Annotated in this window: 18 protein-coding genes and 1 riboswitch; of the genes, 12 read left to right on the top strand and 6 right to left on the bottom strand. The window is 72.1% G+C overall.

Annotated features, from left to right (window positions below; all coding sequences use genetic code 11):
- Positions 1-55: 55 nt before the first annotated feature.
- Complete coding sequence (locus ACIRO3_RS16870) at positions 56-1,753, top strand: flavin monoamine oxidase family protein (RefSeq protein WP_404137206.1); 1,698 nt, start codon at positions 56-58, stop codon at positions 1,751-1,753.
- A gap of 138 nt (positions 1,754-1,891) precedes the next feature.
- On the opposite strand, the gene ACIRO3_RS16865 is transcribed toward ACIRO3_RS16870, so the two are convergent.
- The 3 genes from ACIRO3_RS16865 to ACIRO3_RS16855 all read right to left on the bottom strand — a co-directional run bounded on the left by ACIRO3_RS16865 (position 1,892) and on the right by ACIRO3_RS16855 (position 5,310).
- Positions 1,892-2,533 (bottom strand): DUF5995 family protein, encoded by a 642-nt coding sequence (locus ACIRO3_RS16865; RefSeq protein WP_361779122.1) that lies wholly within the window; start codon positions 2,531-2,533, stop codon positions 1,892-1,894.
- Between the two features lie 76 nt (positions 2,534-2,609).
- The gene (locus ACIRO3_RS16860) at positions 2,610-4,016 is read right to left on the bottom strand and encodes a uracil-xanthine permease family protein (RefSeq protein ID WP_404137788.1); all 1,407 of its coding nucleotides are present in this window, start codon (positions 4,014-4,016) and stop codon (positions 2,610-2,612) included.
- 79 nt (positions 4,017-4,095) lie between these two features.
- Positions 4,096-5,310 carry an MFS transporter gene (locus ACIRO3_RS16855; RefSeq protein ID WP_404137203.1) on the bottom strand — a complete coding sequence of 405 codons (1,215 nt, stop codon included), beginning with the start codon at positions 5,308-5,310 and terminating at the stop codon, positions 4,096-4,098.
- A gap of 55 nt (positions 5,311-5,365) precedes the next feature.
- Between ACIRO3_RS16855 and ACIRO3_RS16850 the strand changes: the two genes are divergently transcribed.
- Positions 5,366-6,526: an ROK family protein gene (locus ACIRO3_RS16850; RefSeq protein WP_404137201.1), complete on the top strand. Its 1,161-nt coding sequence runs from the start codon at positions 5,366-5,368 to the stop codon at positions 6,524-6,526.
- A gap of 194 nt (positions 6,527-6,720) precedes the next feature.
- On the opposite strand, the gene ACIRO3_RS16845 is transcribed toward ACIRO3_RS16850, so the two are convergent.
- Entirely contained in the window at positions 6,721-9,090 is a 2,370-nt protein-coding gene (locus tag ACIRO3_RS16845) for a chitinase C-terminal domain-containing protein (protein ID WP_404137198.1), read from the bottom strand.
- A gap of 313 nt (positions 9,091-9,403) precedes the next feature.
- A riboswitch (FMN riboswitch) is annotated at positions 9,404-9,534 on the top strand.
- Positions 9,535-9,777: 243 nt separating this feature from the next.
- Here ACIRO3_RS16845 and ribD point away from each other — a divergent pair.
- From ribD to ACIRO3_RS16795, 10 genes are all read left to right on the top strand, one after another.
- Positions 9,778-10,860, top strand: a complete 1,083-nt coding sequence (gene ribD, locus ACIRO3_RS16840; protein WP_404137195.1) for a bifunctional diaminohydroxyphosphoribosylaminopyrimidine deaminase/5-amino-6-(5-phosphoribosylamino)uracil reductase RibD — start codon at positions 9,778-9,780, stop codon at positions 10,858-10,860.
- Entirely contained in the window at positions 10,861-11,484 is a 624-nt protein-coding gene (locus ACIRO3_RS16835; protein ID WP_361779135.1) for a riboflavin synthase, read from the top strand.
- Positions 11,481-12,134 carry a nicotinamide mononucleotide transporter family protein gene (locus tag ACIRO3_RS16830; RefSeq protein ID WP_361779138.1) on the top strand — a complete coding sequence of 218 codons (654 nt, stop codon included), beginning with the start codon at positions 11,481-11,483 and terminating at the stop codon, positions 12,132-12,134. Before ACIRO3_RS16835 ends, ACIRO3_RS16830 begins: the two co-directional genes overlap by 4 nt.
- A complete protein-coding gene (locus ACIRO3_RS16825) occupies positions 12,131-13,426 on the top strand; it encodes a bifunctional 3,4-dihydroxy-2-butanone-4-phosphate synthase/GTP cyclohydrolase II (RefSeq protein WP_361779141.1) in 1,296 nt (431 codons plus the stop codon). The genes ACIRO3_RS16830 and ACIRO3_RS16825 overlap by 4 nt, the downstream gene beginning before the upstream one ends.
- A gap of 62 nt (positions 13,427-13,488) precedes the next feature.
- On the top strand, positions 13,489-13,974 hold the full coding sequence (gene ribH / locus ACIRO3_RS16820) for a 6,7-dimethyl-8-ribityllumazine synthase (RefSeq protein ID WP_007262951.1): 486 nt from the start codon (positions 13,489-13,491) through the stop codon (positions 13,972-13,974).
- Between the two features lie 35 nt (positions 13,975-14,009).
- Positions 14,010-14,291, top strand: coding sequence for a phosphoribosyl-ATP diphosphatase (locus ACIRO3_RS16815; protein WP_031144947.1), 282 nt, complete (start codon positions 14,010-14,012; stop codon positions 14,289-14,291).
- Between the two features lie 69 nt (positions 14,292-14,360).
- The gene (gene hisG, locus ACIRO3_RS16810; protein ID WP_053681799.1) at positions 14,361-15,209 is read left to right on the top strand and encodes an ATP phosphoribosyltransferase; all 849 of its coding nucleotides are present in this window, start codon (positions 14,361-14,363) and stop codon (positions 15,207-15,209) included.
- Positions 15,210-15,305: 96 nt separating this feature from the next.
- Entirely contained in the window at positions 15,306-15,743 is a 438-nt protein-coding gene (locus ACIRO3_RS16805; protein ID WP_404137189.1) for a PH domain-containing protein, read from the top strand.
- A 228-nt stretch (positions 15,744-15,971) separates the two neighbouring features.
- Positions 15,972-17,321 (top strand): hemolysin family protein, encoded by a 1,350-nt coding sequence (locus tag ACIRO3_RS16800; protein WP_404137186.1) that lies wholly within the window; start codon positions 15,972-15,974, stop codon positions 17,319-17,321.
- Positions 17,318-18,394 (top strand): hemolysin family protein, encoded by a 1,077-nt coding sequence (locus ACIRO3_RS16795; RefSeq protein WP_361779151.1) that lies wholly within the window; start codon positions 17,318-17,320, stop codon positions 18,392-18,394. The genes ACIRO3_RS16800 and ACIRO3_RS16795 overlap by 4 nt, the downstream gene beginning before the upstream one ends.
- A gap of 27 nt (positions 18,395-18,421) precedes the next feature.
- On the opposite strand, the gene ACIRO3_RS16790 is transcribed toward ACIRO3_RS16795, so the two are convergent.
- Complete coding sequence (locus ACIRO3_RS16790; RefSeq protein ID WP_361779154.1) at positions 18,422-20,371, bottom strand: AAA family ATPase; 1,950 nt, start codon at positions 20,369-20,371, stop codon at positions 18,422-18,424.
- 359 nt (positions 20,372-20,730) lie between these two features.
- Entirely contained in the window at positions 20,731-21,348 is a 618-nt protein-coding gene (locus tag ACIRO3_RS16785) for a uridine kinase (RefSeq protein ID WP_404137785.1), read from the bottom strand.
- Positions 21,349-21,533: the final 185 nt, after the last annotated feature.

Below are 21,533 nucleotides of genomic sequence, written 5' to 3'. Positions count from 1 at the left end.
GTCCGCCCGCCCGCCCCCCACCCTGCCCGAGTCCGTTCGCAAGGAGCCGTACCCCATGACGTCCACGGTGCCCACCACCGCCGTCCCGCACAGCGACGGACAGCCCCCGATCACCATGTTCGGCCCGGACTTCCCGTACGCGTACGACGACTTCCTCGCCCACCCGGCAGGGCTCGGCCAGATCCCGGCGACGGAGCTCGGCACCGAGGTCGCCGTCATCGGCGGCGGACTGTCCGGCATCATCTCCGCGTACGAGCTGATGAAGATGGGCCTCAAGCCCGTCGTCTACGAGGCGGACCAGATCGGCGGCCGGCTGCGCACCGTCGGCTTCGAGGGCGCCGGCACCGAAGAGCTGACCGCGGAGATGGGCGCCATGCGCTTCCCGCCGTCCTCCACGGCCCTCCAGCACTACATCGACCTGGTCGGCCTCGTCACCGAGCCCTTCCCGAACCCGCTCGCCGAGGCCACCCCCTCGACGGTCGTGGACCTCAAGGGCGAGACGCACTACGCCGAGACCATCGCCGACCTCCCGCAGGTCTACCGTGACGTCGCCGCCGCGTGGAACGCCTGCCTCGACGAGGGCGCCGACTTCTCCGACATGAACACCGCGATGCGCGAGCGGGACGTCCCGCGCATCCGCGAGATCTGGGCCAAGCTCGTCGAGAAGCTCGACGACGAGACCTTCTACGGGTTCCTCTGCAAGTCCGAGGCCTTCCAGTCCTTCCGCAAGCGCGAGATCTTCGGCCAGGTCGGCTTCGGCACGGGCGGCTGGGACACCGACTTCCCCAACTCCATCCTGGAGATCCTGCGCGTCGTCTACACCGAGGCGGACGACCACCACCGCGGCATCGTCGGCGGCTCGCAGCAGCTGCCGCTGCGCCTGTGGGACCGCGAGCCCGGCAAGATCGTCCACTGGGCCCAGGGCACCTCGCTGTCCTCGCTGCACGGTGGCGCCCCGCGCCCCGCGGTGACCCGCCTGCACCGCACGGCCGGCAACCGGATCACCGTCACGGACGCCACCGGCGACATCCGCACGTACCGCGCCGCGATCTTCACCGCGCAGTCGTGGATGCTGCTGTCCAAGATCGAGTGCGACGACACGCTCTTCCCGATCGACCACTGGACGGCGATCGAGCGCACCCACTACATGGAGAGCTCGAAGCTGTTCGTGCCCGTGGACCGGCCGTTCTGGCTGGACAAGGACGAAGAGACGGGCCGCGACGTCATGTCGATGACGCTGACCGACCGGATGACGCGCGGCACCTACCTCCTGGACAACGGCCCGGACAAGCCCGCCGTCATCTGCCTCTCGTACACCTGGTGCGACGACAGCCTGAAGTGGCTGCCGCTGTCCGCGAACGAGCGGATGGAGGTCATGCTGAAGTCCCTCGGCGAGATCTACCCGAACGTCGACATCCGTCGGCACGTCATCGGCAACCCGGTGACCGTCTCCTGGGAGAACGAGCCCTACTTCATGGGCGCGTTCAAGGCCAACCTGCCGGGCCACTACCGCTACCAGCGCCGCCTGTTCACCCACTTCATGCAGGACCGCCTCCCCGAGGACAAGCGCGGCATCTTCCTCGCGGGCGACGACATCTCCTGGACGGCCGGCTGGGCCGAAGGCGCCGTACAGACCGCCCTCAACGCGGTCTGGGGCGTCATGCACCACCTCGGTGGCACCACCGACACCACGAACCCGGGTCCGGGCGACGTCTACGACGACATCGCGCCGGTGGAGCTCCCGGAGGACTGACCCCTCCCGGACCCCGTGAACACGGGCCGCCGCCGCGCGAACAGCGCGACGGCGGCCCGTTCTCATGCCCGGCTCCGCCCGTTGTCGGTTCGAGGACCCGAGGACCCGTGGGGCGGCGGCCCCGACCCTGCCGGGCCTTCAGCCGCGCGGGGTGAGCAGGCAGCGGCCGACCAGTCCGACGCCCGCGTCCAACGAGTCGGCGAACTCCTCGGCCAGTTCGGGGGCGCGCCGCAGCGTCCACAGCAGGCGGGCCGCGGACCAGGCACCGGCCCGGGCGCGCTCCAGGCTCCACGAGCCCACCAGGTGGGTCAACGGGTCGGCGATCTCCAGCAGGTCGGGGCCCGGCATCAGGTCTTCGCGGATCTGCTCCTCCAGGGAGACCAGGGTGTCGCCGACCCGGTCGAAGTCCCCTTCCAGCGCGGCCGGTTCGCAGCCCAGGTGGAGGCAGGTGGACACCACCGCCAGTGCCAGGTCGTGTCCGATGTGCGCGTTGATCCCCGCCAGCGCGTGCTGGAGGGGGCGGATCCCCGGGTGCCGGCGGTACTGGAGGAGCGGCCGCCAGCAGGCCGGCGCCCGGTCCGCCTCCACCGCCGCCAGGTAGCGCTCGGCGAAGCACACGCTCAGGGCCTGTGCCCTGCGCGGGGCGGGGAACGCCCCGCGGGAGAGCCGTTCGTGCAGCGTCTGCGTCACCGTCAGGTACACCCGGTTGAAGACGGCCACACCGTCCTGCGCGGGGAGCCGCTCATCCAGGGCGCGCATCCGCGCGAGCACCGCTTCCATGGGAGGCAGCGTCGCAGCAGGAACGCGCCGCGCGGGGAACTTGGCCGTACGCTTCGCCGGTTCGGGCGAAGCAGCGTCAACCCCGCTTGTCCCCGGGCCCGTCCCCGCCCTCGGGGTCGTCGTAGTCGGAGGTCCCCGAGTCGAGCAGCGGCCCTTGCCCCTTCATGTGCGCCGGGGCGAAGTACCGCAGGGTGTGGTAGCCGGTGATCACCACGATGGTGCCGAGCGCGATGCCGCCCAACTCGAAGCTGTCGGTGATGTTCAGCGTCACCCCGCCGATGCCGATGATGATGCCCGCCGCGGCCGGCACCAGGTTCAGCGGATTGCGCAGGTCCACTCCGCCGCTGATCCAGATCTGGGCGCCGAGCAGGCCGATCATGCCGTAGAGGATCACGGTGATGCCGCCCAGCACCCCGCCGGGGATGGCGGCGACGACCGCGCCGAACTTCGGGCACAGGCCGAAGAGCAGGGCGAAGCCGGCGGCGGCCCAGTAGGCGGCCGTCGAGTAGACCCGGGTGGCGGCCATGACGCCGATGTTCTCGGAGTAGGTGGTGTTGGGTGGGCCGCCCACCGCCGTGGAGAGCATCGACGCGGCCCCGTCGGCCGCGATGGCGGTGCCCAGCTTGTCGTCGAGCGGGTCACCGGTCATCTCGCCGACGGCCTTGATGTGCCCGGCGTTCTCCGCGATCAGCGCGATGACCACCGGCAACGCGATGAGGATCGCCGACCATTCGAAGGCCGGCGCGTGGAAGCCCGGCAGTCCGATCCAGTCGGCCTTGGCCACCCCGGAGAGGTCGAGCCGCCAGTGGTCGACCTTGTCCGGGCCGCCCGCGGTCGAGTGGATCTTCCCGAAGACCAGGTCGAGGATCCAGGAGAGCGCGTACCCGAAGACCAGGCCCAGGAAGATCGCGATCCGGGACCAGAAACCCCGCAGGCACACCACGGCGAGTCCGGTGACCAGCATGGTGAGCAGCGCCGTCCACTGGTCCTGCGGCCAGTACGTGGAAGCCGTCACGGGCGCCAGGTTGAAGCCGATCAGCATCACCACCGCGCCGGTCACCACCGGCGGCATCGCCGCGTGGATGATCCGTGCCCCGAACCGCTGGACCGCGAGGCCCGCCAGGAACAACGCGACGCCGACGACGAACACCGCGCCCGTCACCACCGCGCTGTCCCCGCCGCCCGCCCGGATCGCGGCCGCGACCCCGACGAAGGAGAGCGAACAGCCCAGGTAAGAGGGGACCCGGCCGCGCGTCGCGAGCAGGAAGATGATCGTCGCGACGCCCGACATCATGATGGCCAGGTTCGGGTCCAGGCCCATCAGGACCGGCGCCACGAAACTCGCGCCGAACATGGCCACGACGTGCTGGGCGCCGAGCCCGGCGGTGCGCGGCCACGTCAGCCGCTCCTCGGGCCGCACCACCGCGCCGGGGGCGGGGGTCCGCCCGTCTCCGTGCAGGGTCCAGCGCACGCCGAAGCCCATGTTCCACCACTCCCGTTTCACCGACCGGTCACGCATATCGGCCGCACCGCGTGCCGAACCGCGGGAGCCAGCCGACATATTACGGCCGGATTCCAGCGGTTTCGTCCCGGTTGGTCGTGGCGGCCTCGCCCGCCGCGGCCTTCGGGCGCAGCACCGCGGCCCCCACCACCAGCGCGAACGCCAGCAGTGTGACCAGAGCGAAGGAGACCACGAGCGAGGTCGCGTCCGCCACCGCGCCGATCGCGGACGGCGCGATCAGGCCGGAGGTGTACGTGATCGTCGCCACCCCGGCGATCGCCTGCGCCGGCGCCGGACCGCTGCGCGCCGCCGCCGCGAACGCCAGCGGGACCACCACCGCGATCCCTAGCCCGATCAGCCCGAATCCCGTGAGGGCCGCCGCCGGATGCCGCACGGTCACCACCAGCACCCCGCCCAGGGTGGCCAGTACGCCGCCCACGCGGACGGTCCGCACGGCGCCGAACCGGTCCACCACCCGGTCCCCGACGAGCCGGGCGACGGCCATCGTCAACGCGAACGCGGTGGTCGAGGCGGCGGCCAGACCCGCGTCCGTGTGCAGCACGTCCCGCAGGTACACGGCGGACCAGTCGAGACTGGCGCCCTCCGCGAAGACCGCGCAGAAGCCGATCGCGCCGATCAGCAGCGCGGACCTCGGGGGCAGTGCGAAGCTCGGCGGCGCCTCCGCGTTCTCCGCGCTGCGCAGGTCCAGCACGCCCCGTACGGCGAACAGCCCGACGGCTGTCAGCGCGAGCGCCGCGATCAGGTGGTGCAGGCGGGCGTCGGCCCCGGTGTGGGCGGCGAGCGTGCCGGCCGCCGAACCGAGGAGCGCGCCCACGCTCCACATGCCGTGCAGCGAGGACATGATCGAGCGGCCCATGCGGTTCTCGGTCTCCACGCCGAGCGCGTTCATGGCCACGTCCGCCATGCCCGCGCTCGCCCCGTAGACGAAGAGCGCGAGGCAGAGCGTCACCAGGTTCGGGGCGAGGCTCGGCAGGATCAGCGACAGCGTCCACATCGACAGCAGTCCGCGCAGCGCGGTGCGCGCGCCGAACCGGTGGTTGATCCGCCCGGCCAGCGGCATCGCGAGCGCCGCGCCGAGGGCGGGGAAGGCGAGCGCGAGCCCCAGGGTGCCGGCGCTGAGCTGCGCGTGGTCCTGGATCCACGGGATGCGGGTGGCGAAGGAGCCGGTGACGGCGCCGTGGGCGCAGAACACGGCGGCGATGGCGAAGCGGGCATGGCGCAGTCGCGCCGGGCTGAGGTCGGTTTCCCCGGTCATGACACGCAAACTATCAGGGACCCTGCCTGATGGTTAATGCCCCGGACTCCCTAAGATGGGCGCCGTGACCCCTGCCAAGGCCCTGACGGCCGCCGCTCCCTCGCCCGCGTCGCCGAGCACGGCCCGAGCCATCAACGACCGGCTCGCCCTCGGACTCCTCCAGTCCGAGGGGCCCCTCACGGCCACGCAGCTCAAACACCTCACCGGCCTGTCCCGGCCGTCGGTGGCCGACCTCGTGGAACGGCTCACCGAAGCCGGCCTGATCGAGGTCGTGGGGGAGTCCGGGGAACAGCGGCGCGGCCCCAACGCCCGCCTGTACGGAATCGTCGCCCGCCGCGCCCACTTGGCCGCGCTGGACGTGCGCACCGACAGCGCGACCGCGGTCGTCACCGACCTGCTGGGCCTGCCGCTGGCCGAGGCCTCACTGCCGATCGACGCCGTCGAGGAGGCCGTGGACCGGCTGGACGCCCTCGCGCGGGAGGCCGGCGCGGCCCCCCTGCACACCGTGGTCGTCGGCGCTCCGGGGCTGGTCTCCCCGGACAGTGGCCAACTCGGCGACACCCTGCGGCTGCCGTCCTGGCACCGGGATCTCGTGGCGGCCCTGCGGCGACGACTGCCGGCGAAGGTGGTCGTGGAGAACGAGACCAACCTCGCCGCCCTGGCCGAACAGCGGATCGGCGCGGCCCGGGACGTGGACTCCTTCGTCCTGCTGTGGCTGGGCGCCGGCGTGGGCGCCGCGGTGGTCCTGGACGGGCGGCTGCGCCGAGGGGCCTCCGGCGGAGCGGGGGAGATCGGCTTCCTGCCCGTCCCGGGGACCGCCGCACTGCCGTCCGACACCGACTGCGGCGGAGGCTTCCACGCGCTGGCCGGGCGCCGGGCCGTCACCGCGTTGGCGGCCGAGCACGGGTTCCGGGGGTCCGCGGAGGAGGCGGCGGCGGGAGCCGCCGGCGAGCCGTTCCTGGACGCGCTGGCCGAACGCCTCGCGATCGGGGCGGCGGCCGTCGCGGCGATCCTCGACCCGGGCTGCGTGGTCCTGGCCGGCGAACTCGGCCACGCCGGCGGCCCCGCGCTGGCGGCCCGCGTCGCCGCCCGCCTGAGCACCCTGACCCCGGTCACGACGGAGGTCCGCGCCACGGTCCTCGGCGGGGCGGCGGTCCTGGCGGGGGCCCGACTGGCCGCCCGCGAGGAAGCGCAGGCCGTGCTGTTCGCCGGCTGACCCTCGCGGCCCCGGCCCGGCCCCGCCGCGCCCCCGGCCCGCCGCCCCCCGGCCCGACCCCGCCGCGGCCGCTCCGATCCCTCGCGGCGCCGTCCGTGGTCACCGCGCCGGCCCACGAGCGGACGCGCGTGGACCCGGTGGCCGCCGGGCCACCGGGTCCTCACACTCGTCGGGTCAAGCGGGCAGACCGGGGGTCAGCACGCGCCCTGGTCCTTCCAGACGCCCCAGTCACCGGTGGTGCCGGGCTCCTCGTTCTGCGTCCACCAACCGGCCTTCCAGTTGCGGCCCTTGTGCGAGACCACGTTGCCGCTGTTGTAGACCTGACCCGCGACGTACGCCGGGTTGGTGCACGTGCCGCCCGGAGGCGTCGTCGGCGGGGTCGTCGGAGGCGTGGTCGGCGGGGTGGTCGGGGGAGTCGTCGGCGGGGTGGTGGGCGGGGTCGTGGTGCCCGGCTCCACCACCGTGGTGCCGCGCGCCAGGTCGCCGGCGAGGGCGTAGGTCGTGCCGGAGATGTTCACCGTCCAGTTGGAGGGCGTCGACACCGGCAGGTAGTAGTTGAAAGCCAGGTCGACCGAGGCGCCCGGGGCCAGGGTCTGCCAGGCCGGGAGCTTCAGGGAGACCCGGTGGAAGTCGCCCTTCAGGCCACCGACGTTGCTGCCGGTGTGGTCACTGCTGATCACCTTCGTGCCGAACCCGGACTGGTCCGAGGCGTTGTTCGGAGCCGAGGTCGCGTAGTCGAACTGGAACTCGGTACCGCCCGGCAGCGTGGTCCGGGTGTTGTTGGTGATCTTGATCTTCGGGGTGATCGGGTAGTTGGAGTCGCCGAGCTTGAACTCGGTGAACTCCGTCGTCACGTCCACGGCCTTCTTCGGCAGCGCGGTGTTGGACTTGCTCGCGCCGTACGGGGCGGCCGCCTTGAACTTGTCGTACATCAGCGAGGTGAGCGTGTCGCCCATCTCGTACTGGCCCTTGGCGGCGTTCCAGGCGTAGTCGCCGGCCATCTCCCAGACCATCGTGCCGCCGATGCCGCGGTCCACGACGTAGTCGGCCTTGGCCGCCACCGACTGCTCGTCCTCGGTGGAGAGGAAGACCTTCTTCTGGGCGTTCCACAGCCACGGCGCGACCAGCTTGGCGTCGTACTTGCGGACGTAGGTGCCGGTCAGGGTGGTGTTCGCGGGGAAGCCGTACGTGGTGACGTAGTCGCCGACGATCCCCTTCTCCAGGTTCTTGGCGTGCCACATCGGGTTGGAACCGGCGGGGGACTCGACCCCGTTGGTGTCCTTGTCGTGCCACAGGTTGTCGATGCCGACCGCGCCGTCACCGCACTTGGTCAGACCGGCGCCGGCCGGGCAGGTCGTCGCGGACGCCTTGCCCCACAGGCCGTCGGTGCCGCCCTGCACGTTCTTGTGGCCGCGGGTGTAGTACGGCAGGCCGATGTTGATGCGGCCCGCCGGCATGGAGCCGCGGAAGTAGTGGTAGGCCCAGTCGGTGTTGAGGTACCCGACGCCCCCGTACTGGGAGCTGCCGTAGACGTTGGCGGCCGCCAACTCGGCGTCCTTGCCGTCGTCGAAGAGCGAGGCGTTGGGGCCGACGTACTCGTTCCAGGCGCCGTGCAGGTCGTAGGACATGATGTTCACGTAGTCCAGGTACTTCTGCATCTGGAACGTCTCCATGCCCCGCAGCAGGTAGCCGGAGGAGGGGGCGGCGACGGTGAGCAGGTAGTGCTTGCCGTCGGTGGCGCCCGCGCGGTCGAGCTTCTCGCGCAGCGACTTCATCAGGGCCGCGTAGCCCTTGACCAGTCCGGCCCGGCGGGCGTTGGAGAGCTGCCAGTCCAGCGGGTTGCCCGCGTCCTTCATGGTGGTCGGGTACTCGTAGTCGATGTCGACGCCGTTGAACCCGTACTTGCGGATGAACTCGACCGAGGAGGTCGCGAAGGTGTCGATGCCGGCCTGGTTGACCGAGCCGTCGGCGTTGGTGGCCATCGAGTAGAAGCCGCCGGAGGCGACCCGGTTGCCGTCGTCGCCGAAGTAGCCGCCGGTCTCGGCCCAACCGCCCACCGAGATCAGGGTCTTCACGTTCGGGTACTGCTTCTTGAACTTCGTCAGCTGGTTGAAGTGGCCCTTGTAGGGGAGGGCCGGGTCCATCTCCGCGCCCGCGACGCCCGGCCAGGTCATCCCGGTGGCAGCGTTGTTCGCGTTGTCCGCGCCGACGGAGATCTTGTTGTCCCCGCCGACGTGGGCGAAGGCGTAGTTCAGGTGGGTGACCTTGGACCACGGGATGTTGTTGGCGAGGTAGGCGGGGGTGCCGTCCTTGCCGGTGCGCCATCCGGTGAAGTAGCCGATGACGCGGCGCTGGTGGTCCGCGCCCATCTTCTCGCGGCCCTCGGAGTCGTAGACCGAGCAGTACGGGACGTCGACACCGGCCGTCTTGTACAGCCCGTCGGGGCGACAGGACTCGTTGTCGGCGGCGTGCGAGACGCCGGCCGAGAGCCCGCCGACCAGCAGTCCGGCGATCGCGGCGCCGGATGCCAGGAGCATCGCTCTCGTACGTGTGGGGGACGGCATGGTGCCTCCTGGGGAGGGGAGGATGGCAGGACACAACGTGCAGCAACATGCGGAAAGATGACGCTGGTTGGCCCGTGACGTGCGCACATCCGACGGGCCGACTCCCTGGGAAGATGAAGGGAACGTTAAGAGGACTAGACCAACCCGTCAATAGGTCTGGACCAACGCTCGGTCGGAAGTGCGCGCCCCGCGCCGGCGCCGCGCGGCCGGCGCGACAGCGGCGCTCAAGAATGGCTGGTTTGTGATCCAGGCCACACGCGCTCACCCGCATGGCCGCCGATCACCCGTGGCACACTGGCCTGAGTACCAGTAGCAGCGCACTCCGGGGTCGGTGCAATTCCGAACCGGCGGTTATAGTCCGCGACCCGTCCGCAGCCAGCGGCCGGTTGACCAGGTGAAATTCCTGGACCGACGGTTAAAGTCCGGATGGGAGGCAGTGCGCGGCGGGCCAGTCACCGGTACGCCGCCGTCGGCGGTCCATCGGCGTATCCAGCGGATACGTCTCGAACGGACCGTGCTTCCGGCCTCGGCGTCCCCGCGTGTGCCACCCGCTTCATCTGTCGTTTCCCGACAGGCCCCGGAGTCCGTGCCCGATTGAGGCAGGAGGACCCGGTGGCGCCACACGCCGACGCGCACCACAGCGAGGCACCCGCACGCCCTGAGCGCGATGTACGTGATGAATCCGCCATGCGCCGAGCCATCGAGCTCGCGGCCCGCGGACTCGGCTCCACCAGCCCCAACCCCGTCGTCGGCTGCGTCGTCACGGACGCCACCGGTTCCGTCGTCGGCGAAGGCTGGCACGAACGGGCCGGCGGCCCGCACGCCGAGGTCCACGCCCTGCGCGCGGCCGGAGCCGCGGCCCGCGGCGGCACCGCCTACGTCACCCTCGAACCCTGCAACCACACCGGCCGCACCGGCCCCTGCGCGCAGGCCCTCGTCGACGCCGGCGTCACCCGCGTGCTCTACGCCGTCCCCGACCCGACCCCGCAGGCCGGCGGCGGCTCCGCCACCCTGCGCGAGGCCGGGATCACCGCCGAGGCCGGCCTCCTCGCCGACGAGGCCGAGGACGGCAACGCCGCCTGGCTGACCTCCGTACGCCTGGGCCGCCCCCACGTCCTGTGGAAGTACGCCGCCACCCTCGACGGCCGCGTCGCCGCCGCCGACGGCACCAGCCGCTGGATCAGCTCCGCCGAATCCCGCGCCGACGTCCACCGGCTGCGCGCCGAGGTCGACGCCGTCCTCGTCGGCGCCGGCACCCTGCGCGCCGACGACCCGCACCTCGCGGTGCGCGGACCCGCGGCGCGGGCCCTCGCCGGCCGGCCGCTGCGGGTCGTCCTGGACACCCACGCCCGCATCCGGCCCGGCGCCCGCGTCCTGGACGACGCCGCGCCGACCCTGCTCGCCGTCGGCGAGGACGCCGACACCCGGCACCTGCCCGGAGTCGACGTGGTCCGCCTCCCCGGCGACGCGCACGGACTCTCCGTCGGGGCCCTGCTCGCGGAGCTGTACCGGCGCGGAACCCGCTCCGTCCTCCTCGAAGGCGGCCCGACCCTGGCCGGCGCCTTCGTCGCGGCGGGCGCCGTGGACAAGGTCGTCGGCTACCTCGCCCCCGTCCTGCTCGGATCGGGCCCGAGCGCCCTCGCCGACGCCGGCGTCGCCACCCTCACCGACGCGCTCCGTCTCCGGATCACCGACACGACCCGCATCGGCACCGACATCCGCGTCACCGCAGTCCCCGAAGCCGCCCCCACCGCCCCCAAGGAGCACTGAGTGTTCACCGGAATCGTCGAAGAACTGGGCGAGGTCACCGCCGTCGAGCAGCTCGCGGAAGCCTCCCGCTTCCGCCTGCGAGGCCCCCTCGTCACCGACGGCGCCAAGCACGGCGACTCCATCGCCGTCAACGGCGTCTGCCTGACCGTGGTGGAGACCGCCGACGGCGAGTTCACCGCCGACGTCATGCAGGAGACCCTGAACCGCTCCAGCCTCGGCGCCCTCGCGCAGGGGTCCCGGGTCAACCTGGAACGTCCGATGGAGCTCGGCGGGCGGCTCGGCGGGCACCTGGTCCAGGGCCACGTGGACGGCACCGGCACGATCCTCTCCCGCACCCCCTCCGAGCACTGGGAGATCGTCAAGGTCGGCCTCCCCGCCGGCCTCGCGCGGTACGTCGTCGAGAAGGGCTCCATCACGGTCGACGGCGTCAGCCTCACCGTGGTCGAGGCCGCCGCCGACTGGTTCACCGTCAGCCTCATCCCGACCACCCTCGCCCTGACCACGCTCGGCCTCAAGCGGAGCGGCGACCCGGTCAACCTGGAGGTGGACGTCCTCGCCAAGTACGTGGAACGCCTGCTCGCCGCCGGAGTGAACCCCCTGCACGCCCGGGAGGAGTCGAAGTGAGCGCCCTGACCTGGCTCAACACCGAGGCCTTCGAGGTCGTCGGCCAGAAGGTCATCTGGTCCGACATGATCGGCAACCTGATGGGCCTGGCCGCCCTCGCGCTCGGCTGGCGCCGCTCCCTGTGGACCTGGCCCGCCCAGCTCCTCTCCGGCCTGATCCTCATCGCCGCCTACGCCTCCGCCCACCTCGCCGGCGGCGTCGGCAAGCAGCTCCTCGTCATCGGCGTCGCGGTCTGGGGCTGGCGGGCCTGGCAGAAGGGCCGGCAGCAGGCCCAGGACGGCTCCATCGCCGTTCGCACGGCGAGCTGGAAGGAACGCGGCCTGCTCCTGGCCGGCGCGGCCCTCGGCACCCTCGCGGTCGGCGGCCTGTTCACGCTGTTCCCGCACCTGTCGTGGAGCCCGTGGGCGGACGCCTACATCTTCGTCGGCACGATCGTGGCCATGGTCGCCCAGGCCCGCGGCCTCGTGGAGTTCTGGTTCGCCTGGCTCCTCGTCGACCTCGTCGGCGTCCCGCTCGCCTTCAACAACGGCCTGGCCTTCTCCGGTCTCGTCTACGTCGTCTACTTCGCGCTCGTCCTGTGGGGCGCGTACGACTGGTACCAGCGCTCGCGCACCACTCCCGCCCCGGCCCTCGAAGGAGCAACGGCATGACCCCCCTCAAGCCCGTGCCGGACATGCCCGCGATCGAGGAGACCTTCCGCCTCGACCCCGTCGAGCAGGCCATCCGCGACATCGCGGCGGGCCGCCCGATCGTCGTCGTCGACGACGAGGACCGAGAGAACGAGGGAGACCTCGTCATCGCGGCCGAGAAGGCCACCCCCGAGATCATCGCGTTCATGATGAGCGAGTGCCGCGGCCTGATCTGCGCCCCCATGGAGGGCCCGGAGCTGGACCGGCTCGAACTCCCCCAGATGGTCCGGCACAACACCGAGTCCATGCAGACGGCCTTCACCGTCTCCGTCGACGCGAGCGCCGCCCACGGCGTCAGCACCGGCATCTCGGCCGCCGACCGCGCCACCACGCTGCGCCTGCTCGCCGCCGGCACCAGCGAACCCTCGGACTTCGTCCGCCCCGGCCACGTCTTCCCGCTGCGCGCCAAGCCCGGCGGCGTCCTGGTCCGCAACGGCCACACCGAGGCCGCCGTGGACCTCGCCCGCCTCGCGGGCCTGCGCCCGGCCGGCGCCATCGTGGAGATCGCCGGCGAGGACGGCGTCATGCTGCGCCTGCCCGAGCTGATCCCCTTCGCCCGCAAGCACGGACTGACGATCATCTCGATAGAGGATCTGATCGCCTACCGGCGCTCCGCCGAGCCGACCGTGCGCCGCGAGGCCGAGGTCAGCCTGCCGACCGCCTTCGGCGAGTTCACCGCGTACGGCTACCGCTCCACCGTCGACGGAGTCGAGCACATCGCGCTCGTCCACGGCGAGGTGGGCGACGGCAAGGACATCCTGGTCCGCATGCACTCCGAGTGCCTGACCGGGGACATCTTCCAGTCCCAGCGCTGCGACTGCGGCCCCCAGCTGCACGCCTCCATGGCCCGTATCCAGGCCGAGGGCCGCGGCGTGGTCGTCTACCTGCGCGGCCACGAGGGCCGCGGCATCGGGCTGCTGTCCAAGCTGCGCGCGTACGAGCTCCAGGAGCTCGGCCGCGACACCCTCGACGCCAACCTCGAACTCGGCCTGCCCGCCGACGCCCGCGACTACGGGGCCGGCGCCCGGATCCTCGCCGACCTCGGGGTGCACGGCGTCCGGCTGCTGACGAACAACCCCGACAAGGCCGCCGCCCTGGTCCGCCACGGCATCACGGTCGACAGCCGGGAGCCGATGCCCGTCGAGGCCGGCGAGCACAACCTGCGGTACCTGCGCACCAAGCGGGACCGGATGGGCCACGACCTGCCCTGGCTGGACGAGGCCGTGTCCACCTCCGCCTGCGGCAACCAGTAACACGTACGAGCCAACCCGACACCACCCGAGCACCACCCGACCAACACCCGAGGAGCAGAGCTGTGAGCGGCAAGGGCGCACCCGAACTGAGCGTGAAGAACTGCGGAGACCTGCGAGTCGCCGTGATCGCGGCCCAATGGCACGAGAAGGTCATGGACGGTCTGGTCGACGGCGCCCTGCGGGCCCTGCACGAGCTGGGCATCGACGAGCCCACCCTCCTGCGGGTCCCGGGCAGCTTCGAACTCCCGGTCGTGGCGAAGGTACTCGCCGGTCGCGGTTACGATGCCATCGTCGCCCTCGGAGTGGTCATCCGCGGCGGCACCCCGCACTTCGACTACGTCTGCCAGGGCGTCACCCAGGGCCTGGTACAGGTGTCGATCGACACCGGAGTCCCCGTCGGCTTCGGCGTACTGACCTGCGACAACGACGAGCAGGCGCTGGACCGCGCCGGGCTCGAGGGGTCGAATGAGGACAAGGGGCACGAAGCGGTCACCGCCGCCGTCTCCACCGCCATGACCCTGCGGACCGTCAGCGAACCCTGGCGCTGAGTGGCGGCGGGGGACCCCTTATTCTGAGGACCATCATGGCGAACAAACCCCCCAAGAGCTTCGAAGAGCTCTTCACCGAGCTCCAGCTCAAGGCCGCCAACGGCGACCCCAGCACCTCCCGCACCGCCGAGCTCGTCTCCAAGGGCGTGCATGCCATCGGCAAGAAGGTCGTCGAGGAGGCCGCCGAGGTCTGGATGGCCGCCGAGTACGAGGGCAAGGAAGCCGCCGCCGAGGAGATCTCCCAGCTGCTCTACCACGTCCAGGTGATGATGGTGGCGCGCGGGATCTCCCTCGACGACGTCTACGCGCACCTCTAGACCGGCAGACGCTCCCGCGGGCCCCCGCCCGCCCCCACCTTTCGCAACCCACGCATCAAAGGAAGCCCCATGCTGCGCATCGCCGTCCCCAACAAGGGTGCACTCTCCGGACCTGCGTCGGCGATGCTCCATGAGGCCGGCTACCGGATGCGCAAGGAGTCCAAGGAGCTCGTGGTCGTCGACCCCGAGAACGAGGTGGAGTTCTTCTACCTCCGACCCAAGGACATCGCGATCTACGTGTCCTCCGGGAAGCTCGACATCGGCATCACCGGCCGCGATCTGCTGCTCGACTCCGGCGCCAGCGCCGAGGAGATCCTGCCGCTGAACTTCGGCCGGTCCACCTTCCGCTACGCCACGATCCCCGGCACCGCGAAGGGCCCCGAGGACTTCACCGGGATGACCATCGCGACCTCGTACGAGGGAATCGTCGCCAAGCACCTCGCCGACCAGGGCATCGACGCCTCCGTCGTGCACCTCGACGGCGCGGTCGAGACCGCCATCCAGCTCGGCGTCGCCCAGATCATCGCCGATGTCGTCGAGACCGGCACCAGCCTGCGCAACGCGGGCCTGGAGGTCATCGGCGAGCCGATCATGACCTCCGAGGCGGTCGTCATCCGCGGCAACACCGCCGACGCCGAGGACCCGCGCACCCAGCAGTTCCTGCGCCGCCTCCAGGGCGTCCTGGTGGCCCGCAGCTACGTGATGATGGACTACGACTGCCGCGCCGAGCACCTGGAGCGCGCGGTCGCCCTCACCCCGGGCCTGGAGTCGCCGACCGTCTCCCCCCTGCACAACGAGGGCTGGGTCGCCGTCCGCGCGATGGTCCCCGCCAAGGAAGCCCAGCGGATCATGGACGACCTGTACGAGCTCGGCGCGCGCGCGATCCTCACCACCTCGATCCACGCCTGCCGCCTCTGACCGGTGCCTGCCCGGCGGATCCGCCGTCACCGCGGATCCGCCCACCCCACCGGCCCCACCGTCTGACCGCATCCCGAGCAGAACCGAGCGCACATCATGGTCGAGTCCGCCGCCCCGTCCGCACCACCCGCCCTGCCGGTCACCTTCCGGCCGACCCGCACCCGGGTCGTGTTGCTGAGCGTCGGGCTCGCCATGTTCGTGACCATCTCGGCGATCGCCCTGCTCCTCGACACCCTCCATCCGGGCGAGCGGATCAGCTTCATCTTCGTGGCGATCCTGCTCAGCTCCGTCCTGGTCCTGCTCAGCCGCCCCAAGGTGGTCGCGGACGAGGCCGGCGTCACCGTGGTCAACCTCACCACCACCCGACGGCTGGAGTGGGCGCAGATCCTGCGCGTCAACCTTCGCCCCGGCGACCCGTGGGTGTTCCTCGACCTGAACGACGGCACCAGCCTGCCCGTACTCGGCATCCAGCCCGGCGTCGCCAAAGCCCGGGCGATCGGCGACGCCCGCGCCCTGCGCGCCCTGGCCGAGTAGCCGCGGAACTGGCGGACACGACCACTGACCCCGCACAGGATCGTCGCTGCGTCCCATTGCGGCGGCGATCCCAGTGACTACCCTGGTGGCGGGGCGCAGCCGTGCGCCCTCCCACCGGCCCCGGGACCCCGTGGCCCGCGGGCAACTGCGACTTGAGGAGTGACTCCCTCCAGCAATGGACGGATCGTCCGGTAGTACCCGCGCCGCCCTCCCGATGGAGGCGGCGGCATGACCATCCCGCTACTCCTGCTCGTGGCGGCTTTCGCCCTGATCCTCGCCAACGGTTTCTTCGTGGCCGCCGAATTCGGTCTCGTCACGGTGGAGCGACCCGAGGCCGAACGCGCCGCCGCCGACGGCGACCGCCGTGCCCGCACGGTGGTCGCGGCCCTGCGAGAGCTGTCCTTCCAGCTCTCCGGCACCCAGCTCGGCATCACCATCACCTCCCTCGTCGTCGGCATGCTCGCCGAACCGGCCCTCGCGGCGCTGCTGTCCGGGCCGCTCGCGGCGACCGGCCTGCCCGGGGGAGTCGTTCCCGGCGTCGCCGTCGTCATCGGCATGCTGCTCGCCTCCGCCGTCCAGATGGTCGTCGGCGAGCTCGTACCGAAGAACTGGGCGGTCTCCCGGCCGCTCCAGGTGGCCCGTTTCGTCGCCGGCCCCCAACAGGTCTTCTCCAGCGCCTTCCGGCCGGTCATCGCGGGCCTCAACGCCGTCGCGAACCGGCTCGTCCGGGCGCTCGGGGTGGAGCCCACCGACGAGATGGCCTCCGCCCGCACCCCCGGCGAGCTGGTCTCCCTGGTCCGCCACTCGGCCCAGGCCGGCGCCCTCGAACAGGACACCGCCGACCTCTTCGTACGGACCCTCTCGCTGGGCGAGCTCACGGCCCAGCACGTCATGACCCCCCGGGTGAAGGTCAGCGCCCTCCAGCACACGGCCACCGCCGCCGACGTGCTCAACCTGACCCGGGCCACCGGCCTGTCCCGCTTCCCGGTCTACCGCGAACGCATCGACGAGATCACCGGCGTCGTCCACCTCAAGGACGCCCTTGCCGTGCCCGAGTCCGAGCGCGCCCGCACCACCGTCGGCCGGATCTGCGTCGCCCCGCTGCTGGTCCCCGGCTCCCTGCCGGTACAGCCCCTGCTGGAGCGGCTGCGCAGCGAACAACCGATGGCCGTGGTCGTCGACGAGTACGGCGGCACCGCCGGAGTCGTCACCCTGGAGGACATCGTGGAGGAACTCGTCGGAGAGGTCCGCGACGAGCACGACCTCGCGGAGGACGGCACGCCCGAACTGGCCGCCGTACCCGCCGAGGACGGCCGCCCCTCCTGGGAGGCCGACGGCAGCTGCCGCGTGCACACCCTGCGCCGCATAGGCCTGGAAGTGCCCGAGGGCCCCTACGAGACCGTCGCCGGCCTGGTCGCCGACCTGCTCGGCCGGATCCCCGCCCCCGGTGACCGGGCCGAGCTCCCCGGCTGGAAGCTGTCCGTCCGCCAGGTCGGCCGCTACCGGGCCGAACGGGTCAGGCTGGTCCGCACGGCCCCCGCCCCCACCCGGGCCGAACCCCAGGCGGTGGGCCGGTGAACGCGCTCCAGCTCGTCTTCGCCCTGCTCCTGGTCCTGGCCAACGGCTTCTTCGTCGGCGCCGAGTTCGCCCTCGTCTCCGTACGCCGCAGCCAGATCGAGCCCCTCGCGGCCGATTCCAAACGGGCCCGTCAGGTGCTCCACGGCCTGGAGAACCTGCCGCGCATGATGGCGGCGGCCCAGTTCGGCATCACCATGTGCTCGCTGACCCTCGGCGCGGTCGCCGAACCGACCGTGGCCCGGCTCCTGGAGCCCGTCTTCCACGCCGCGCACGTGCCGGAAGGCCTGATCCACCCCCTCGGCTACGCCGTCGCGCTCGCCGCCGTGGTCTTCCTGCACCTCGTCATCGGCGAGATGGTCCCCAAGAACCTCGCCATGGCCGCCCCAGAGAAGACGGCCCTGTGGTTCAGCCCCGGCCTGGTGGCCTTCGCCCGGGTCTGCGGACCGGTCACGACCGCCCTCGGCGCCTGCGCCACGCTCGTCCTGCGGCTCTTCAAGGTCGAGCCGAAGGACGAGGTCGAGGCCGTCTACACCAGCGCCCAGCTCGGTCGCCTCCTCAAGGACTCCCGACAGGCCGGGTTCCTGGAGCCGGTGCAGCACGAACGGCTGGAGGACGCCCTCGAACTGGGCAGCCGCCCGGTCACCGACGTGCTGCTGGCCCACGACCGGCTCGTGTCGGTCAGCCCGGCGGTCACCCCCCGCCAGATCGAACAGCTGACGGTGCGCACCGGCTACTCCCGGTTCCCCGTCCAGTCCGACAGCGGCGCCTTCATGGGCTACCTGCACGTCAAGGACGTACTGGACCTGGAGGAACGGGAACGGGCCGTGCCCCAGCGGGTCTGGCGCCGGATGACCACCGTGTGCTCCACCCTCCCGCTGGACGACGCCCTCACCGTCATGCGCCGCGACGCCACCCACCTGGCCCAGGTCGCGGACCCCGGCGGTCGGGTGCTGGGCCTGGTCGCGATGGAGGACGTACTGGAGATGCTGGTCGGAGAGGTACGCGACCCCGCGCACCGCACCGCCCCGCCGGCCCGTCGGGCGCCCCTCTCGGAGGAGGCCATGGCGAGCTGACCCCGCCCGTCCCGGAGCCCCCGTCGCCTACTGCGGCGGGGGCTCCGTGCGGTCCTGGGGACCCCGGCCCGACAGGACCTCCCCGTAGGCCTGCATCAGGTCGGCCAGTCGCAGTGTGGCCAGGTCCTCCCGGGTGGGATCCACGGCGAACCCCGCCAACCGCAGGTCCCGGTACGCGCAGCTCTTCTCGTACAGGGTCCGCAGGAAGCGGCCGTTGCCGAGCTCGTCGATCCAACCCTGCTCGACGACGTGCCCGCTGATGCTGCGCAGCTCGTCCAGGGCCTCCTCGTCCCAGCAGTCCCCGTTCGCCTCGGCCAGCACCCCGCCGATGGCGGTCAGCTCCGCCGGCCGGTAACTCGGGAAGTCCACCCGGGTGGTGAACCGCGAGGAGAGGCCCGGGTTCGTGGCGAGCAGCCGGTCCATGCCGGCCGGATAGCCCGCCAGGATCACCACCAGGTGGTCGCGGTTGTCCTCGGCCCGCTTCAGCAGGACCTGCAGGGCCTCGTCCCCGTACGCGTCGCCCTTGCTGTAGCCGGAGTTGGACAGGCTGTAGGCCTCGTCCACGAACAGCACCCCGCCGATCGCGGAGTCGATCAGCTCGTTCGCCTTCACGGCCGTCTGCCCCAGGAACTCGCCGACCAGATCGGCCCGTTGGGCCTCCACCAGATGGTCGCCACCCAGCAGGCCGAGCGCGTAGAACACCCGGCCCAGGATGCGCGCGACCGTGGTCTTGCCCGTGCCCGAGGGCCCCGAGAAGACGAAGTGCCGCTTCGGCGGCTGCACCGGCAGCCCCTGGCTCGCCCGCAATCCCGCCATGTGCAACTGCGCCGACAAGGCCTTCACCTGCCGCTTGACGGGCTCCAGGCCCACCATCCGCTCCAGCTCGGCGAGCGCTTCGGCCAACGCCCGCGGATCGGCCGGCCCGGCCGGCAGCCCCACCGTCCGCGGCGGAACCGACACCTTGCGGCGCGCGCCCTCCGACCGGTTCGGTCCGGCAGGCCCACCGCCCGGCCCGAACCGCTGGTCCGGCGGCTCCAGGACCGCCGGCGGATCCGGCTCGACCTGCCCGTCCGCCGCGATGTCCTGCACCGGGCCGGGGCCACCGCCCAGCGCCACCGCCGCGAAGTCCCCGCCGGACGGGGAGAGCCCGTGCCCGGCGAAGCCCTCGCCGGAGTGCCCGTACCCCGCGTACCCGTCGGCCCCGTCGACGAAGTCGGCGTCCTCGATCGCCGTCAGCCGGGCCACCGTGTCCATGAACGCCGGATCCACCCGGTGCACGGCCCGGTACAGCGGCAGCGCCGCCGCGCTGCGGCCCGTGCCCTCGTGCGCCCGCGCCAGCCAGTACCGCAGCTCCTTGCGCTGCGGCTGTTCGCTGCGGCACCGCATCAGCGCCGCCGACAGCATCGGCTCGGCCTGCCCGTACATCTCCAGCCGGACCCGGGCCATCCCGCCGAACAGACCCGCCTCGATGCCCAGCAGCGGATCGTCCACCAGCGGCTCGGTGTGCCGGACCAACTGGTCCCAGTCCTTGACCAGATAGGCCCGGCAGGCGTGCAGGAAGCGCACCTGGGCATCGGTGTCCACCGGCGGCAGGGCCGCCAACGCCTGGTCCAGCTCGGGCACGTGACGGCCGTCCAGCCAGTGCGAGGCGTGGGCCAGCAGCAGATCGCGGCGGCTCTCCAGCACCGGCTGTACCCACCAGCCCAGCCAGTACCAGGAGTTCAGCATGCGCCGGTGACGGGCCCGCTGCTCGCCGAACCGGTCCCGGTGGGCGTACATGCGCAATAACGCGTTGGTGGTGTCCACCCGGAGCGCGTGGAGACCCAGCCAGGCGTCGGCCATCGCGGGATCGAGCCGTACGGCCGCCCGGAACTCCTCCTCGGCCTGCGGGTAGGCGCCCATCGTGCAGGCGTCGACCCCGCGCAGCCAGGCGAGTTCGGCCGGGGCGTGCGTGCTGCCCGGCGTGCCGAAGTCCATCACATCCCCCACAAGCCTGCCCCCGTGGTACGCGGCAACCCCCGCGGCTCTCCCGCGAGTTGCCCGCCGCGCCAGATGAAATCAGGGCTGCATCGTACCTGCGGTGACGCACCTTACCCAGGGTGCGGGGGGTACGCGTCGGGGGCGCGTTCCGGGCGCCGGTGGTGACAGAGGGTGAAGGGCCGGGGTGGTGGTGGACCCGACGCAGGACAGGGCGAAGCCCCCGGTCACGGGGGAACAACCGGGGGCTTCGCGTCCGCCGCGGCCCTCGCGGACCGCGCATTCAGAACGTAAGGCCGCCGCGGGCGCCAGGTCAAGCCGGTCGGAGAGGGGCCGTGCGGACGGATTTCCGGACGTGCTCAGGCGCGGGGGAGCCCGTCACCTTCCGTGACGGAAGAGGGGGTTGCCGGGGTCGCACCCGCCTCGGAAGTCCACTCGTATCCCGTACCGCTCTGGCGCACCAGGGTGTCGGCGAAGGGGCGTGAAGGGTCGTCCGAGAAGTGCGCGAGCTCCGCGCGCTCCCATCCGTCCCAGAAGTCGGAGAGTTCGCGCCCGTCCCGGTTTCGTCCGCGCCCCCAGGACTGCGCGCGCGGTGTCTCCATCCACAGCAGCCTCGCCAGCCACGGCCGCAGCGCCCGCCGCCCCGCCCCGACCCCCTCGACGAGCAGCACCGGGGCCGGCTCCAGCTCCCGCGCGGGGCCGAACCGGCGCTCCACCCAGTCGTACGGCGTCCAGAGCGCGGACCGGCCGGCGCGGAGCGGCTCCAGCACCTGGGCGCCCAGTCGCCCGTCCCACGCGAACAGCTCCTCGTGGGTGGCCACGTCGTCCAGGCGCATCACCGGCGCCCCGCCCAGGGCCTCGGCGAGCCGCTCGGCGAAGGTGCTCTTCCCGGAGCCGGCGTGCCCGTCGACGCCGATCAGCCGCACCGGACCGAGGGACGGGGGCAGGACGGCCAGCTCCCGGGCGAGCCGCTCCAGGGGGCCGGTCGTCCAGCGGGGGCCGGGGTGCCCGGCGGCCGCGGGGGGACCGGGTGACGGCGATGAGGGGTGTGGCTCCACCCGGCCAGCCTAGTGACCTGGTCCGGAGATCCTGTCGCAGTAACGGCAGATTCGGTCGAGGATTTGATCAGCGGTCTTGGTCCACTTGAAGGGCCGGGCCTCGT

This window comes from Streptomyces sp. NPDC102278, assembly GCF_044766345.1.
Taxonomy (GTDB): Bacteria; Actinomycetota; Actinomycetes; order Streptomycetales; family Streptomycetaceae; genus Streptomyces.
The sequence above is the reverse complement of the archived record's forward strand: the minus strand, read 5'-3'. Positions and strand labels throughout refer to the sequence as shown.

Excerpts from the sequence above, each read along its gene's own strand:
- ACIRO3_RS16870 (WP_404137206.1), top strand. The coding sequence starts at position 56 with ATGACGTCCACGGTGCCCACCACCGCCGTCCCGCACAGCGACGGACAG.
- ACIRO3_RS16865 (WP_361779122.1), bottom strand. The coding sequence starts at position 2,533 with ATGGAAGCGGTGCTCGCGCGGATGCGCGCCCTGGATGAGCGGCTCCCC.
- ACIRO3_RS16860 (WP_404137788.1), bottom strand. The coding sequence starts at position 4,016 with ATGGGCTTCGGCGTGCGCTGGACCCTGCACGGAGACGGGCGGACCCCC.
- ACIRO3_RS16855 (WP_404137203.1), bottom strand. The coding sequence starts at position 5,310 with ATGACCGGGGAAACCGACCTCAGCCCGGCGCGACTGCGCCATGCCCGC.
- ACIRO3_RS16850 (WP_404137201.1), top strand. The coding sequence starts at position 5,366 with ATGGGCGCCGTGACCCCTGCCAAGGCCCTGACGGCCGCCGCTCCCTCG.
- ACIRO3_RS16845 (WP_404137198.1), bottom strand. The coding sequence starts at position 9,090 with ATGCCGTCCCCCACACGTACGAGAGCGATGCTCCTGGCATCCGGCGCC.
- ribD (WP_404137195.1), top strand. The coding sequence starts at position 9,778 with ATGCGCCGAGCCATCGAGCTCGCGGCCCGCGGACTCGGCTCCACCAGC.
- ACIRO3_RS16825 (WP_361779141.1), top strand. The coding sequence starts at position 12,131 with ATGACCCCCCTCAAGCCCGTGCCGGACATGCCCGCGATCGAGGAGACC.
- ACIRO3_RS16815 (WP_031144947.1), top strand. The coding sequence starts at position 14,010 with ATGGCGAACAAACCCCCCAAGAGCTTCGAAGAGCTCTTCACCGAGCTC.
- hisG (WP_053681799.1), top strand. The coding sequence starts at position 14,361 with ATGCTGCGCATCGCCGTCCCCAACAAGGGTGCACTCTCCGGACCTGCG.
- ACIRO3_RS16805 (WP_404137189.1), top strand. The coding sequence starts at position 15,306 with ATGGTCGAGTCCGCCGCCCCGTCCGCACCACCCGCCCTGCCGGTCACC.
- ACIRO3_RS16800 (WP_404137186.1), top strand. The coding sequence starts at position 15,972 with ATGACCATCCCGCTACTCCTGCTCGTGGCGGCTTTCGCCCTGATCCTC.
- ACIRO3_RS16790 (WP_361779154.1), bottom strand. The coding sequence starts at position 20,371 with ATGGACTTCGGCACGCCGGGCAGCACGCACGCCCCGGCCGAACTCGCC.